The 15,683-nt window shown below is 40.9% G+C and carries 12 protein-coding genes; 7 read left to right on the top strand and 5 right to left on the bottom strand.

Annotated features, from left to right (window positions below; genetic code table 11):
* Positions 1-77: 77 nt before the first annotated feature.
* Positions 78-884, bottom strand: coding sequence for a PIG-L deacetylase family protein (locus tag BMZ78_RS00450; protein ID WP_093227034.1), 807 nt, complete (start codon positions 882-884; stop codon positions 78-80).
* Positions 885-1,291: 407 nt separating this feature from the next.
* Between BMZ78_RS00450 and BMZ78_RS00445 the strand changes: the two genes are divergently transcribed.
* From BMZ78_RS00445 to BMZ78_RS00420, 6 genes are all read left to right on the top strand, one after another.
* On the top strand, positions 1,292-3,673 hold the full coding sequence (locus BMZ78_RS00445) for a 3-hydroxyacyl-CoA dehydrogenase/enoyl-CoA hydratase family protein (RefSeq protein WP_425263896.1): 2,382 nt from the start codon (positions 1,292-1,294) through the stop codon (positions 3,671-3,673).
* A 29-nt stretch (positions 3,674-3,702) separates the two neighbouring features.
* A complete protein-coding gene (locus tag BMZ78_RS00440) occupies positions 3,703-4,881 on the top strand; it encodes an acetyl-CoA C-acyltransferase (protein WP_093227032.1) in 1,179 nt (392 codons plus the stop codon).
* 58 nt (positions 4,882-4,939) lie between these two features.
* Positions 4,940-6,715, top strand: coding sequence for an acyl-CoA dehydrogenase family protein (locus tag BMZ78_RS00435; protein WP_093227030.1), 1,776 nt, complete (start codon positions 4,940-4,942; stop codon positions 6,713-6,715).
* 437 nt (positions 6,716-7,152) lie between these two features.
* Positions 7,153-8,433, top strand: coding sequence for a DUF4309 domain-containing protein (locus tag BMZ78_RS00430; protein WP_093227028.1), 1,281 nt, complete (start codon positions 7,153-7,155; stop codon positions 8,431-8,433).
* A 43-nt stretch (positions 8,434-8,476) separates the two neighbouring features.
* A complete protein-coding gene (locus BMZ78_RS00425) occupies positions 8,477-8,818 on the top strand; it encodes a DUF4309 domain-containing protein (protein WP_093227026.1) in 342 nt (113 codons plus the stop codon).
* Positions 8,819-8,963: 145 nt separating this feature from the next.
* Positions 8,964-9,572, top strand: coding sequence for a hypothetical protein (locus tag BMZ78_RS00420; protein ID WP_093227024.1), 609 nt, complete (start codon positions 8,964-8,966; stop codon positions 9,570-9,572).
* A 286-nt stretch (positions 9,573-9,858) separates the two neighbouring features.
* On the opposite strand, the gene BMZ78_RS00415 is transcribed toward BMZ78_RS00420, so the two are convergent.
* The 4 genes from BMZ78_RS00415 to BMZ78_RS00400 form a co-directional block, all read right to left on the bottom strand.
* Complete coding sequence (locus BMZ78_RS00415; RefSeq protein ID WP_175482214.1) at positions 9,859-10,593, bottom strand: YheC/YheD family protein; 735 nt, start codon at positions 10,591-10,593, stop codon at positions 9,859-9,861.
* A 211-nt stretch (positions 10,594-10,804) separates the two neighbouring features.
* A complete protein-coding gene (locus BMZ78_RS00410; protein WP_093227020.1) occupies positions 10,805-11,998 on the bottom strand; it encodes an aminotransferase class I/II-fold pyridoxal phosphate-dependent enzyme in 1,194 nt (397 codons plus the stop codon).
* Complete coding sequence (locus tag BMZ78_RS00405; RefSeq protein WP_093227018.1) at positions 11,995-12,486, bottom strand: Lrp/AsnC family transcriptional regulator; 492 nt, start codon at positions 12,484-12,486, stop codon at positions 11,995-11,997. The genes BMZ78_RS00410 and BMZ78_RS00405 overlap by 4 nt, the downstream gene beginning before the upstream one ends.
* Before the next feature lie 395 nt (positions 12,487-12,881).
* Positions 12,882-13,802, bottom strand: coding sequence for a proline dehydrogenase family protein (locus BMZ78_RS00400; RefSeq protein WP_093227016.1), 921 nt, complete (start codon positions 13,800-13,802; stop codon positions 12,882-12,884).
* Positions 13,803-14,121: 319 nt separating this feature from the next.
* Here BMZ78_RS00400 and pruA point away from each other — a divergent pair, with 319 nt between their 5' ends.
* The gene (gene pruA / locus BMZ78_RS00395; RefSeq protein WP_093227014.1) at positions 14,122-15,666 is read left to right on the top strand and encodes an L-glutamate gamma-semialdehyde dehydrogenase; all 1,545 of its coding nucleotides are present in this window, start codon (positions 14,122-14,124) and stop codon (positions 15,664-15,666) included.
* Positions 15,667-15,683 lie beyond the last annotated feature (17 nt).

The raw sequence follows: 15,683 nt of genomic DNA, 5'->3' as shown, positions 1-15,683 counted from the left end.
AGTACAGTAGCTAAGTGAAGGAATCGGTTTCTGGCTAAATTCAAGAAACCGATTCTGCAACGATTCAATCACTGAAATCAGTAGTTGGTTTCCTTGGTATATTTGCGATATTGAAGTAGCTTGAATTGTCTTGGAACACTAAGGTATCCACAAGCATACCAACCATTTTCCGGGTCCCAGTCTTTATACACCTGAATTGCACGATCAAGGATCAAAGCATCCGAGTATGTCCGTAAATGAATAATTCTGCCAGAAATGCGATGACTCGGAATGCGATTTTTGTTTAAACGATCCGTATAGATTGAAGCATAGGTGACATAATGCTGAATCTTTCCTTGAAGCTTTAAGGTAAGAAGTGCTCGTCCTACATCAGCATGGTCTTTGTGATAGTCGTATATGCTCATCCCCTTGTGTATGGCATGGGGATATTTTTTTTCGAAGAAAAGGATTATATGTTGCAGTTCTTTGTGATCGAAGTCCATGTTTTTGAGTTTATAATCGTACTGATTTTCCGCTTTGACTCCCAGTATGGATGCGGCCCGGTGAAACTCCCTGACCCGTGCTTTGGCGAATTCTTCACGGGTAATCTTTTTTTTCAGTCGTCGATTGATATTATGCAAAGCTTTGGAAACTTCTCCTTGTGATAAAAGAACCAAAACTACATTTTTCCCATCACGAATATCATTAATAATGGGGATTCCATAAGTCAATACTTCATCATCAGCATGAGGAGCGTAGTAAATGACTGTCTTGGTACCATCATCTCCTCGAGATTGAGGTGGTTCAGCTGCTGCAATATCTTGGCCAGAAGTGACATAAAAGCCAATGGTTAAAAATAATATTGCTGTTACGATCAATTGAATAATGATCGATTTCTGTTTCAATTTGTTCTACTCCTCTAATTTCTAGCATTCCTTGTTTATCATAACATAATTTTTCACAGTTTCATCTGTCTTATGATGAATTGCATCAAAACCGTTTTAGCTGCTGTTAGATTAGTGATGATATCAGGTCGTTGACAATTCAAAGGTACCTTGGAAAAGATACGTTTTTATATAAATGGTTCCTGTGAAAAGGGGGAATTTTTTGTCAAGGGATATTATATTATTTTTTATAACAAAACTATGTCTATCCCCCTTGACTCAGATTGAAAACCGATAAATAATATTATTGTAATGAGTTAAAAAAGAAGTTCAATTTTTGATATGAATCGTCGTTGTTAGTGATGTTTTTTTTATCACGAAAAATGAATGATTGTTCATTCATATTGGATGTAGGAGGAGGAATCACCTTGGCGAAAATCAAAAAAGCTGCCGTAATCGGCGCTGGAGTCATGGGTGCAGCCATCGCTGGGCATTTGGCTAATGTTGGGATTTCTACGTACTTGTTAGATATTGTTCCACGGGATTTAACCGATGAGGAAAAGCAAGATAAAAAAGCAAGAAATCGTTTGGCTCAAGCAGGTAAGGATCGTCTTTTTAAGGAAAAGCCTTCTCCGCTATATAGCAAGGAAGTAGCTGGTTTGATCAAGGTTGGCAACTTGGAAGATGACTTTGATCAATTAAGTGAAGTGGACTGGATTGTGGAAGCGGTTATTGAAAATTTGCAGATCAAAAGAGATTTGTTTGAACGGATTGAAAAAGTTTGGAAACCCGGTATCATTGTGAGCTCAAACACCTCCGGTATTTCCATCAATCAAATGGTGGAAGGTCGTTCTGAAGAATTTAAAAAGCATTTTTTAGGTACACACTTCTTTAACCCCCCACGCTATATGAAATTGCTGGAGATTATACCTGGTCATTCCACAGACAAGGCGATTGTACAATCAATGAAAGCGTTTGCAGAAGAAGTGTTGGGTAAAGGAGTGGTTTTGTGTAAAGATACTCCGAACTTTATCGCTAACCGAATCGGTACGTATGGTTTGCAAGTGACCTTGCAAGCAATGGAAGATCTGGGACTTGGACCGGATGAAGTCGATTCAGTAACAGGTCGGGCGATGGGGCGGCCCAAGAGCGCTACGTTCCGTACTTTGGATTTGGTTGGATTGGATACCTATGTACATGTATGCAATAACGTTTATGAGAACGTGAATGATCCAGAAGAGAAAGCTGTTTTTAAAGTTTCGCCTTTGTTGCAAAAAATGGTGGATAATAAATGGCTGGGTAGCAAGACTGGACAAGGTTTCTATAAAAAAGTAAAAACCGATAAAGGTAATGAAATTCTGGCTCTTGATCCGAAAACACTGGAGTATCGTCCGCGCAAAAAATTAAAAGCGCCTTCATTGGATCAGGCAAAACGGGGAAAAACCTTGGCAGACCAGCTAAAAGCATTGGTTTATTCCAATGATACCGCTGGTAAATTGGCTTGGACGATCACGAAGAAAGTCCTCTTGTATTCAGCACAACATCTGGAAGAAATTGCGAATGATATTGTCGGAATTGACCAAGCGATGAAATGGGGCTTCAATTGGGATTTAGGTCCATTTGAAATGTGGGATGCAATTGGAGTCGAAAAATCCGTTGCCCGTATGCGGGAAGAAGGAGAAACGATTCCAAAGTTGGTTGAAGACCTGCTTGCTTCTGGAAGAACCTCTTTCTATCAAAAAGAAGAAGGAAAAGTTCATGCTTTCCATATTGGTGGTAAATGGAAAGAAGTTGAAGAACATGAGAAAGTGATTAATCTGGCTCTTTTGAAAGAGCAAGGCAAAGTGATTAAGAAAAATAGTGGTGCCAGCTTGATTGATATCGGAGATGATATTGCTTGTTTGGAGTTCCATTCGCCAAAACAAGCGATTGGTGCAGAGATTATTACGATGATCAACTATGCAGTCAAGGAAGTTTCTGCGAACTATCGTGGGTTAGTGATCGGTAATCAGGCGCCAAACTTCTGTGTAGGTGCGAACCTGATGTTAATGCTGATGGAGGCGCAAGATTATAACTGGCCCGAGATTGATCTGATGGTTCGTCAATTCCAAAAAGCGATGGGCTCTCTCCGCTATTTAGATAAACCTGTAGTCGCTGCACCATTTGGCATGACATTAGGTGGCGGTGTGGAGGTATGTTTACCAGCCGATCGGATTCAGGCAGCTGCTGAAACGTATATGGGACTGGTTGAAGTTGGTGTCGGTCTTATTCCAGGTGGTGGCGGTAACAAAGAAATGTTGATCCGTTGGATGGAAGGCGTTGATCCAAAAGACAAAGTTGCACTTCAACCAATGGTAAACCATGTATTTATGGCCATTGGGCAAGCCAAAGTATCGACGAGTGCCTTGGATGCACGTAAGTACAAATTCTTGCGTCCGTGTGATGGCATCACTGTGAACCGTGATCACCTCCTCTATGATGCGAAGCAGGTTGCTCTCGGCTTGGCAAAATCCGGTTACAAACCACCACAACCGGTCCAAATTCCTGTTGTAGGTGAAACAGGTTATAGCTTGATGAAATTGGCGGCTCGTGAATTGCTCTTGGGCGGATATATTACAGAGCATGACTATAAAATCGCTTGCAAATTGGCCTTTGTACTTGCAGGTGGAAATGTACCTGAAGGAACATTGGTCAGTGAACAATACTTGTTGGATCTGGAGCGTGAAGCGTTCCTCAGTCTGATCGGGGAGCCGAAAACACAACAGCGGATGCAATATATGCTCGCAAAAGGAAAACCATTACGCAATTAAGGGAAGAGAAATAAAGGAGGAGAGATCCCATGCGTGAAGCAGTTATCGTCGCGGGGGCTAGAACCGCGGTCGGAAAAGCTCACAAAGGTACGCTAAGAAATACCCGTCCGGATGAATTCGGTGCAGCTGTAGTGAAAGATCTCTTACGGCGTGTTCCTCAAGTAGATCCCAAAGAGATTGACGATGTGATTATGGGATGTTCCTTCCCTGAAGGAGAGCAAGGCATGAATCTGGCACGGATTGTTGCCTTGCGTGCCGGGTTACCGACCAGTGTTCCTGGCATGACGGTTAATCGCTTTTGTTCGTCAGGTTTACAAACGATCGGGATTGCAGCAGAGAAAATTATGACAGGCTTTGCGGATATCATGATTGCTGGCGGAATTGAAAGCATGAGTATGGTACCCATGGTTGGATTTAAACCTTCACCAAACCCTTATCTGATTGAACATATGCCAGAAGCTTATATGTCGATGGGGCATACAGCGGAGGAAGTAGCGAAACGGTATAACATTTCCCGTGAAGATCAGGATCGCTTTGCTTTGGCCAGTCACCAAAAAGCATATGCAGCGATCCAGGCTGGAAAGTTTAAAGATGAAATTGTGCCGATTAAGGTAGTAGATCGCTACATCGATGAAAAGGGTAAATTACAGGAAACGGAAAAAATTTTCGAAACGGATGAAGGCGTACGTCCAGATACATCATTAGAAGCGTTGGCAAAACTTCGCCCGGCTTTCCGAGTAAATGGAACGGTTACGGCTGGGAACTCATCACAAACCAGTGATGGAGCTGCGGCTGTACTCATTATGTCCAGAGAAAAAGCGGAAGAGTTGGGTGTCAAACCATTAGCTGTTTTCCGTGGCTTTACAGTCGGTGGGGTTGATCCGGATGTAATGGGAATCGGACCCGTTGTCGCTGTGCCAAAACTTCTCAAAAGAACGGGTGTCCGCTTACAGGATATCGATCTGATTGAATTAAATGAAGCATTTGCTTCCCAATCTTTGGCTGTTATTCGTGAACTTGATATGAATCCTGAAATTGTTAACGTCAATGGCGGTGCGATTGCGATAGGTCATCCACTGGGTTGTTCAGGTGCACGTTTAACTGTAACGATTATCAATGAGCTAGAGCGTCGGCAAAAGCGATATGGTTTAGTGACTATGTGTATTGGTGGCGGTATGGGAGCTGCTGGATTGATTGAGCGTGTTTAGAGTCAGTATATGAAAGGATTCCATGATTTTTATCAAGAAAAAAGGGGAGAGGTTACCAATGGCAGATGTAAAAAAAGTAAAAGGTGGCGCTTTCTTGCTCGAAGAAACAGAACCATCTGGCGTTTTTACTCCAGAAGATTTTACTGAAGAGCAAAAAATGATTGCCAAAACCACAGAAGAATTCATAAAAAATCAAGTTTGGCCTGTACTTGAAAAAATTGAACAACATGAATTTGAGCATACAGTTAAATTGCTAAAAGAAGCAGGAGAGCTTGGTCTTCTCGGTGCAGATGTTCCAGAGAAGTACGAAGGTCTTGGGCTGGATAAAATCAGCTCTAGCTTGATTACCGAAAAAATGTCCTTGGGACGTTCCTTTGGTTTGTCACATGGTGCACATGTTGGAATTGGTACATTGCCGATCGTATTCTTCGGTAATGAAGAACAAAAGAAAAAATATCTTCCTGATCTGGCGACAGGCCGTAAAATCGCTGCTTATGCATTAACAGAGCCTTCTTCAGGTTCGGATGCTTTAGGTGCAAAAACAACAGCAAAACTGAGTGATTGTGGCAAATATTATATCCTGAATGGAGAAAAGCAATGGATCACGAACTCTGGCTTTGCGGATGTCTTTGTGGTTTATGCAAAAGTGGATGGAGATAAATTTTCTGCATTCATCGTCGAACGTGACTTCCCAGGTGTTTCTGTAGGTCCAGAAGAGAAGAAAATGGGGATTAAAGGTTCTTCTACTCGAACCCTCATTCTGGAAGATGCAAAAGTACCAGTGGAAAACCTCTTGGGTGAAATTGGTAAAGGGCATAAAATTGCCTTTAACATCTTGAATATTGGGCGTTATAAACTGGCTGTCGGTACATTGGGGTCCGCAAAACGTGCGATTGAAATTTCAGCTCAGTACGCAAATCAACGGAAACAGTTCAATATCCCCATTGCAAAATTTGGTCTGATCCGCGAAAAAATCGCGAATATGGCTATCAAAACTTATGCACTTGAAAGCTTGGCCTACCGCATTGCTGGACAGTTTGATGCAGGTCTGGAAGGAGTAGAGGATGCTGAGGGCTCTGTAGTGGCCAATGCGATCGGGGAATATGCACTGGAGTGCTCTGTGGCAAAAGTATTCGGTTCAGAAGTACTCGACTATGTGGTAGATGAAGGGGTACAAATTCACGGTGGTTATGGATTTATGTCCGAGTATGAAATCGAAAATATGTACCGTGACTCCCGGATCAACCGCATTTTTGAAGGAACTAACGAAATCAACCGGTTGCTCATCCCTGTTACACTGATGAGAAAAGCGATGAAAGGCGAATTGCCGCTGTTCCAGGCTGCACAACAGCTTCAGGAAGAAATTCTAACGTATATGCCATACATGCCGGAAGAAGATGCACCTGTACTGGATGCTGAAAAACGCTATGTAGAAAATGCGAAAAAGATTTTCCTGATGATTGCTGGGTTGGCTGCACTCAAATATGGTGACGATATTAAGCGTGAGCAGGAAGTTGTTCGGGATATTTCAGATATCGTGATTGAAACTTTTGCGATGGAAAGTGCTCTCTTGCGTACACTCAAAGCGATTGCAAAAAATGGAGAAGCCAAAGAACAAGCTAAAATTGATCTCTGCCGCGCCTTTATCTATGAATCCATGCAACGTGTTGATGCCTTCGCACGTCATGCTTTGGCAGCAATGGAAGAAGGAGATACCTTGCGTACCCAGCTTTCCATGCTGAAAAAATTCACCCGCATTGAGCCATTAAATGAAGTTGCAATCAAACGTGCGATTGCGAAACGGGTTCTTGATGCTGAAAAATATGTGGTTTAAGGGAAAGGAAAATGTTGAGGAGTTGGAGAAGATCCAACTCCTTTCTTTTTCACGAATGAGAAATAAACCAACGATATCATGTTAGCTTTTTTGTAGATACAACTCTCTAGTGATCAACAAGTATTGCCAGGCTTTCGCGTTAGTAATGTTAAGTGCAGCAATTTGTCTGATCTGATTATTTTTTCTAATATAAAAGGGAAGTGGTTTCGCTACGATCTACTAAATTTCAGGTATGAGTTAAAAAAACTTGGGCTTGATAAAGGGTATTCTATAATTATTCTTTAATGAATTAAATTTTAAATATACTTCAATGAAGATAAATTGCTTTATTTTTGATTGTATAAAAGATATGTTAATGATAAAATAATACATTAAATAATAAGAATAATGATAAATATAAAATTACCTAGACTAATATTTTAAAAGGAAGAGGTTTGATGAAAAACTACTATCAAATATTAGGAATATCCCAAACAGCTACAACAGAGGAAATTCGTCAAGCCATTGATACGAAAAAATTGGCGAATCAGTCAGATGAGATGATTCAATTACTTGAAGAAATTCAAAATGTCCTATTAGATGTGGAGAAACGTCAAATATATAACCAACAACTGTTACGTATTCAATCGAATTTGGATGAAAAGGCAAAAACAATACAATCGAAAAGGAAAAAACATTTGTGGATAGGAATAGCCAGTTTCGTCATTTTGCTATCTGTGATCGTTGTTATTTTCGTGGTTAAGCTTCATGCAAAAAAACTTGCCTTAAACCAGCCTGTAACCGTAGCAGACCTTCTTGTCCTTGAGTTGAAGGAAGTGAGAAAAAGTGAACAAGGCACTGTATTTACGATCAATATGAAACTGACGGATGAAGGAAAAAAGGGGGCATTAAAGCTCCAGGAAAAAATTCCGGTGATGCCTCTCATCGAGTTTCGCCTGTTGGATGATCAGGATCGTGAATGGGTTTCTGCTTCTTCCATTCATGCACAGTTTATCAAACGGGATGAGCAGGGAGTGACCTATGAATATGCCATTCCCAAGCGGTTCAATGAAAAAGCCAACAGTTTTTATATGGAAATTACCAAAATCCCCTTTATGGATCTCAATTTTGTCGGAAAGGGATATATGGCTGTTGAGCCTGAAGCGATTGAACTGGATTTGCCATCGCTCGCAAAGATTATGGCCAAAGAACCGGTGAATGAGAAAACAAGATTAGTACAGGAAATCCAGTCGTTGGCCAAACAGGGACATGTTTTTGGAATTCCTTTTAAAGTTGGGACTCCCATTCAAGAGGTGGAACAAGCGTGGGGGGCATCTAATCAGTCAGGAAAAGAAGCGTATTATTTTTTAGATCAAAAGGATGTGATAATACATACAGATGACAGACAAAGAGTCTGTTCGATTCACCTTTCCCATGAAAATGGACCAGATCATTTTCCGGCAAGGGAATTACCGAAGCGATATAAAGGTCTTTTCATTTCTGATATAAAAAATAATTTTGGTCAACCCGTTTATGAGGATTATTGGCGGGGGCACAATTTACATCTATATAAAGCTTTACCGTATCTGCTAGAAATAAGTGAAGGGGCTAGTCCTTTATATATAGAAGAATCCCTTGTCGGTTTTACGGTAGGAACGGAGAAATGCAATGCCTTTATGAGTCTTCAATTAAAGCAGATGATGGAACGAACGGAACAGAACATGAATGAAGTGAAATAGACGATTCTGTTTAATCAGATGTAAAGAGATTTAAAAATTTTTTTTGGCATATGATGGAAAAGTGTATGGGATTCCTTTTGGAATCGGTACACCCATCAAAAAGGTTGTACAAGCTTGGGGTAATCCTGCAAAAACGGAATCGATAGATTCAGAAACGACCAAGTATGGTTATTGGGATAGGGATGTGGAATTATTCGTAAATAAAAACCAAAAAGTTTGTGGCATTAAATATGTTCATGTTAAACCGGATTCATCAGGCGAGATAAAGGCTCAAATTCCTGCAAGGTATCAGATGGTCTCTTTTAAAAAGATACAGGAAATGTTTAAAGAGCTGTATTTTTATAATGGCGGAGTGAACATTCTTTATCATTACTATTTGGGATGAATCATTGCCATTTAAGTTACTCTTTGCAGTAGATCTGGAACTGAATGATCAATATCGTCTGGTCCATTTTACGGTGATGGCCAAAGAGGGATGCTCCATGGAAATAGAAATATTATAAGAGGATAAAGAAAAGCGGTGATGGAAATTGTCTCAAATCCAGAATGGAAAAATTGGTATAGATCAGAAGGAGCAGGATGATCAACAGAAGAAAAGGATTTCATTTTTACCACCGTTGAAGCCTATTTGGTTAGTGGGAATGGTAATCATGGTTGTGATGCTTTCTGTTTTTGCCACTTACTTCTTCGTTCAGGGGATGAAGTTACCCTGGACTCAAAAAGATTTGAAAGTAAATGAGCCATATATTATCGATGATCGTGTTATTCTGGTACTGAAAGGGATCAAGAAAACGGAACAGGGAAATTTCCTGCGATTCATTGCGCAGTTCACGGATCAGGGAAAAACGGAAGCCAGTCAGGCTTTAAACCTAAAAGAAGTGATTCCCTCTTTTCATCTTCAATTAGTCGATTCCTCCGGAAAAATGTATGCTGACTCCGAATCTGGCAATTTGCACATGGCAGGGACAGATGTAATAAACGGAACAGTGACATGGGAATGGCAGTTGCCGATCATTTCTGACGAAAAACAATTCATATTGATAGTGAAGACCATAAAAGCAGCGGATCTGGATCAAAAGAAAAAGAAGGCCATATCCACTCCTTCGGAAGAATTTGTTCTGCGTAATCTTAAAAACTAGAAAGAATAATCAATAGGTGCATGAGATCACTCACTTGGAAAAAGTTGATCAGGAAAAGTAAGGAAACAAACCGTACATTCGGCAGCGGATGGAAAAATGTGGCGTTCAAAAAAGTGGGCATCCTAGAGCTGTCCAACAAAGCATAAGCAATGAAAAACACTGTCTTTCCAGCTGTTTTATCAATGGAAAAAGTTGGCAAATTGGCTATAAATACTGAAATCATACACGAACAGATAAAAATGAACAATGGGGATGGAAGTAATAGGATTCTTCGTCCCCATTGTCTTTAGGAAGCTTGTTCACGTAATTTCATGATTTTTTGATGTGTTTCGGGATCATCTTTGAAAACGAGCAATCCAGGCTTGATATTGATTTCATAAATCCATAGATGACGTTTGGAATCGATCCCAATATCCAGCCCATATTCATACCATTTGGGGTGGACTTGGCTGATGACATTGACTGATTCATTGGATAACTGAATCAATTGATTGATTGTATGATGGGCTTCATCAGTATCCATGCCCAGCTCTTCCATAAGTAAAGGAATGATTTTTTTTGATTTCCCTCCACTATACGCATTCGTGACTATATGATCTTTTGCTGCGATTCGGCCGATGATTCCGCCAACTACCCATTCGCCATCGATTCGGAGCAGATGTGTGCGAATATCAAAGACATTTCCGGCTGATGTAAAGCTATCGATTCCTTGTTGAATAATGTAGGGACGTTTCATTTTTAATTGAAGTACTTTTTTCCATAGTGGAAAAGGATGTTTGTAAATCCATTTCCATGGTTGGGATTGGATCCGCAAAAGATAGGTACCATTTGGTTGACGGTCTATGCGCATAATCCCTTTTCCTTGACAGGAATTATCGGGCTTCAGGTATACAGTCGAAAATTTTTTAAGCATATTTCTCAGATTTTGTTCAGATAATCTCTTGGTCTCAGGGATATGTGGAGCGATATGTTGGTTTGTTAACAGGTGACGGGTGTTTTCGATTTTATTAATAATACTCATTCTATCTCCCTTCCTGCTTTTATCATTTGTTTTATATAAAATATGATGCATGGTCTGGACCCGGAAGGGTTTACGTCCTGCAAGAAAAAATTCTTTTTTGGGTTGTAGAATGAAAAATCCTTTGTTTGGGTTTATAAAAAATATTTTGCAGCATCAACAAGAGTGAACATGAAAAAGCCAGTTACCCTGAATGGGTAACTGGCTTTGGCTATTAACAGATGGATGAGAGAGGGAGTTGTTCCCGTTTTCTTTTGACAAATCGTTCAATGCGTCGAAGAGCTTCATCCAAGCGATCTAGGGAAGTCGCATAAGAACAGCGGATGTGTCCCACTCCACTGGGGCCAAACACATCTCCGGGCACTACTGCTACGCCTTCTTCTTGAATGAGTTGTTCTGCGAAAGTATGTGCATCGATTCCCAACGATTGAATGGATGGGAAAACATAAAAAGCACCTTGAGGCTCATGGCAAGTAAGTCCAATTTCTTGAAAGGCTTTCACTACAAAACGTCTCCGACGATCATACTGCGAAACCATGGCTTCGCACTCCGGCAAGCCATTTTTTAAGGCTTCCAGAGCTGCAATTTGACTGGTGATCGGAGCGCATAGAGCCGTATATTGATGAATTTTTAACATGGCCTGCAGTAAGACAGGTGGAGCTGCGACGTAGCCGAGCCGCCAGCCAGTCATGGCAAATGCTTTGGAAAATCCACTTATCAAGATCACGTGATTTTTCATTTCAGGCAAAGAAGCCAACGAGAAATGTTTACCACGGTAAGTCAATTCCGCGTAAATTTCATCAGAAATGACCAATAATTCATGTTTTTTAATGATCTCTGCAATCGGTTCCCAATCTTCCTTACGCATGACAGCTCCGGTTGGATTGTTGGGATAGCAGAGAATCAGCACTTTGCTGCGAGGAGTAATCGCTTTTTCCAGATCTTCTGCCCGCAACTTAAAGCCATGCTGTGCGTAAGTGGGAATGGAGACAGGAGTTCCACCAGCCAGTTGTACACATGAAGTGTAGGAAACATAGCATGGTTCAGGAACAAGTACCTCATCTCCGGGGGTGATCAACGTACGCAAAGCAATATCGATCGCTTCACTCGCACCAAAAGTGACTAAAATTTCTGATCCCGCATGATAAGACAGAGAAAAACGTTCATATAAATACTGGCTAATCGCTTCAAGTAATTCAGGCATGCCTTGATTGGAAGTGTAAGAAGTCAGGCCACGTTCCAATGCGTCGACACAAGCTTCACGAATATGCCATGGAGTGGTAAAGTCTGGTTCGCCTACCCCTAGAGAAATCGCATCAGGCCGTGAATGGATGAGGTCAAAAAAACGGCGAATACCAGAAGGAGCCAAGTTACGCACTACTGGAGAAATTTTTTCTTCGAGATTCATGGACTTATCACCAACCGTTGATCTTTGTCTGGTTCATCCAGGATGATTCCGTCTTCTTTGTATTTTTTGAGTACAAAGTGTGTTGTCGTGCTGACAACAAAGTCAAAGGAAGCTAGTTTTTCTACGAAGCGACCCACTTCCTCCATGGTATCCACTTCCAAAGCAACAGACAAATCATATGCTCCCGACATTAAATAAACACTTTGCACTTCCGGAAACAGATAAATGCGTCTGGCGACTGCATCAAAACCATACCCATGCTGGGGTGTTACTTTCACATCGATTAAAGCATTCACCCTGCGTTTACCCGCTTTACGCCAATGGATTACAGCTCCATACTTTAAAATAATGCCTTCATCATGCAATTCTTGAATGATCTTTTCAACTTTATCTTTCGATAAGTCTAACATATGAGCGATCTGTTCTGGAGTCAAACGGGCATTCTCTTCCAATAAGGAGAGGATTTCCAGCCGAAGTGGGTCAGGCATGTCTTACACCCTCCCTAAACAAAATCACATTTTATTATATAACAAATAGTACTACTGGGGAACGGAAATGGTACAGAAAGAAACAGAAAAAGACGTTTAATCATATCACTTTTCCATTGATAATAAAAATAATGAAACATTATTAGCTTTTTATGCCGGTTTCCCTTTTCCGTTTCATTCCCGCTCCATCAAATCAAGCAAAAGTCGTTTAGTCGGAAAAGGAAAACCGGGATTGTCAACAGACATCTCTTAGGATTTGTATAACAGGTCTTGATGTTCATTGGTGTCAGAGTAGAGTTTGTCCTGATCGGTTGGTGACTAAAGTATAGCCATAAAAAAACGGGATTCCTTAAAAACAAGCCATTAGACTGGGGTGGTAATACGGCTGAAGGACACTAGCTTTTAAACAGATTTTTTAGCACAAACATGGTATTGGCTGGACTTTCGGCAATACGACGGCTAAAGTATGGATACCAATCTTTTCCGAATGGAGTGTACACACGCACTTTGTATCCTTCCTTGACTAATTGTCGCTGCAGTCCGTTTCGTACGCCATATAGCATTTGAAATTCAAACAGATGATGTGGGATTTGGTTGGCTTTTAACCAGGCTTTTAATGTATGGATGATCTGTTCATCATGTGTAGCAATCGCAGTATAACAGCCATTTTGCAAGTGTTGTTGGACGAGCCGGATGTAGTTCATATCTACATCTTTTTTGTTTGGAAAGGCGACCGTGGCCGGTTCCTTATAAGCTCCTTTTACAATTCGGAGGTTGACTTTTTTCTTTCCGAGTTCCGTTACATCTTGTTCGGAACGGTATAAATAAGATTGGATGACCAGGCCGATGTGTTCTTTTCCATAGCGATCCAGGAGTTTGTGAAAAATATCCATCGTTGCTTCAAGCCGAGGGGTGTCTTCCATATCGATTCGAACAAAATTGTTTTTTTCTTTGGCTTTTGCAGCGATTCGATCCATATTTTCAAGGCAAAAAGAGGGGTCAATATCTAAACCGAGCTGGGTAAGCTTAACAGATACATTTGACTGAACCCCGGATTGATCAATGGCCTCAAAGATTTGAATGGCCGTATTGGTAGCTTCGATGGCTTCGTTTTTGTGAGCAACGCTTTCGCCCAAGTGATCCAATGTGACAACGAGACCTTCCGCATTTAATTGTTGGACGACTTGGATCGCTTTATCCAAAGTTTCTCCTGCTACAAAACGGGATGCACCCAGTTTCATCCCATATTTCGTAGCAAAGGAGGTAACAAGGCGATTTTGGGCTAGCGTTAAAACAAGGCTACGATAAAAAGACATAAGTTTTTCCCTCTTTCTGGAATGGATTTGTAATGACTTCGTAATATCAGCAGTATTGATGATCCAAAATTTGCATGGAAAAAGGATTTTTTTCTTAAATAAATCGTTTCAACCCATGATAGATCGAGAAAGGGAATCGACACTACGAAAGATAAAGATTTTGGCATGCAGATATTGATCTCTATTCTTAACTTCGTAAAAAAAGAGTTTATTATACAAACGAAAAAGGAATAAACTATATTTAGGTAAATTGATTTGAAGTAAAAAAGGTTGTACGTTAAAATGGTTTAGGAAACCATTATTGGGAGGTTATAGATTAATGATTGAATTTAAAAATGAGCCTTTCACAGATTTTTCTAAAGAAGAGAATCGTCAGGCGTTTCAAGCAGCTTTGAACAAAGTTCGTTCCGAATTAGGAAAAGAATACGATATCATTATTGGTGGCGAACATATCAAGACGGATCGTAAAGTCAAATCCATTAATCCTTCCAATCTGGATGAAGTGATTGGAATTGTTAATGAAGCAGATAAAGAGTTAACCGAGAAAGCAATGCAAGTAGCTGTAAAAACGTTTGAAACTTGGAAAAAATATTCACCAGAGGCACGTGCGCGCATTCTCTTTAAAGCAGCTGCGATTTTGCGCCGTAAAAAACATGAGTTTTCTGCCTGGATGGTGCTCGAAGCAGGAAAAAGCTGGCCAGAGGCTGATGCTGACACTGCAGAGGCTATCGATTTTATGGAGTTTTATGGCCGTGAAATGATTCGTTTGGGCAAACCGCAACCGCTTACATCGATCCCCGGTGAAGATAACGAATTAACGTACATACCTCTTGGTGTTGGAGCCATTATCCCACCGTGGAACTTTCCGCTTGCGATTACTGTAGGAATGACCACCTCGGCAATTGTGGCTGGTAATACGGTTGTATTGAAACCAGCAACCCCAACCAATGTGATTGCTTATAAGTTTATGGAAATCCTCAAAGAAGCAGGTTTGCCAGATGGTGTCGTTAACTACGTGCCAGGTCCTGGAACAGAAGTAGGGGAATATTTGGTTACTCATCCTTTAACCCGTTTTGTTTCCTTCACCGGTTCACGTGCAGTAGGGCTGCGGATCAACGAACTTGCTGCGAAAACGGTTCCAGGTCAAAAATGGATTAAACGTGTAGTGGCAGAAATGGGAGGAAAAGATTCCATCGTAGTTGACAGCGATGCAGACCTGGATCTGGCTGTGGATGCCATTGTCAAATCCGCATTTGGATTCTCTGGTCAAAAATGTTCGGCTTGCTCTCGCGTCATCGCTCATAAAGATATTTATGATGAGCTCCTAAGCCGTGTCGTCGAAAGAACAAAACAGCTAAAAGTAGGAGAAGCAAAGGAACTGGGTATTGATTTAGGTCCAGTTATTGATGACAAGGCTTATAACAAGATCTTGGAATATATTGAGATTGGTAAAAAAGAAGGCCGTCTCATGATCGGTGGAGGGAAAGCAGAAGGAAATGGTTATTTCATTCAACCAACCATTTTCGCGGATGTGGATCCACAAGCTCGGATTGCTCAGGAAGAAATCTTTGGACCTGTTGTTGCTTTCATTAAAGCCAATGACTTTGATCATGCCCTGGAAATTGCCAATAATACCGAATACGGATTAACTGGATCAGTAATTGCCCGCGATCGTGCAAAATTGGAAAAAGCACGCGAAGTATTCCATGTTGGTAATTTGTATTTCAACCGGAAATGTACAGGAGCTCTGGTTGGTGTTCATCCATTTGGTGGATACAACATGTCTGGTACTTGCTCCAAAGCGGGTGGAAGAGACTATCTCTTGCTCTTCATGCAACAAAAACTCGTTTCTGAGCAGCTGTAAAGATTTAGGAGGCAAAC

Origin of the sequence: Thermoflavimicrobium dichotomicum (assembly GCF_900114055.1) — a bacterium.
Classification (GTDB): Bacteria; Bacillota; Bacilli; order Thermoactinomycetales; family Thermoactinomycetaceae; genus Thermoflavimicrobium; species Thermoflavimicrobium dichotomicum.
The sequence above is the reverse complement of the archived record's forward strand: the minus strand, read 5'-3'. Positions and strand labels throughout refer to the sequence as shown.

What these genes read in the sequence shown, in the direction of transcription:
- pruA (WP_093227014.1), top strand. Translation starts at nt 14,122, where the DNA reads ATGATTGAATTTAAAAATGAGCCTTTCACAGATTTTTCTAAAGAAGAG.
- BMZ78_RS00430 (WP_093227028.1), top strand. Translation starts at nt 7,153, where the DNA reads ATGAAAAACTACTATCAAATATTAGGAATATCCCAAACAGCTACAACA.
- BMZ78_RS00435 (WP_093227030.1), top strand. Translation starts at nt 4,940, where the DNA reads ATGGCAGATGTAAAAAAAGTAAAAGGTGGCGCTTTCTTGCTCGAAGAA.
- BMZ78_RS00410 (WP_093227020.1), bottom strand. Translation starts at nt 11,998, where the DNA reads ATGAATCTCGAAGAAAAAATTTCTCCAGTAGTGCGTAACTTGGCTCCT.
- BMZ78_RS00405 (WP_093227018.1), bottom strand. Translation starts at nt 12,486, where the DNA reads ATGCCTGACCCACTTCGGCTGGAAATCCTCTCCTTATTGGAAGAGAAT.
- BMZ78_RS00415 (WP_175482214.1), bottom strand. Translation starts at nt 10,593, where the DNA reads ATGAGTATTATTAATAAAATCGAAAACACCCGTCACCTGTTAACAAAC.
- BMZ78_RS00400 (WP_093227016.1), bottom strand. Translation starts at nt 13,802, where the DNA reads ATGTCTTTTTATCGTAGCCTTGTTTTAACGCTAGCCCAAAATCGCCTT.
- BMZ78_RS00440 (WP_093227032.1), top strand. Translation starts at nt 3,703, where the DNA reads ATGCGTGAAGCAGTTATCGTCGCGGGGGCTAGAACCGCGGTCGGAAAA.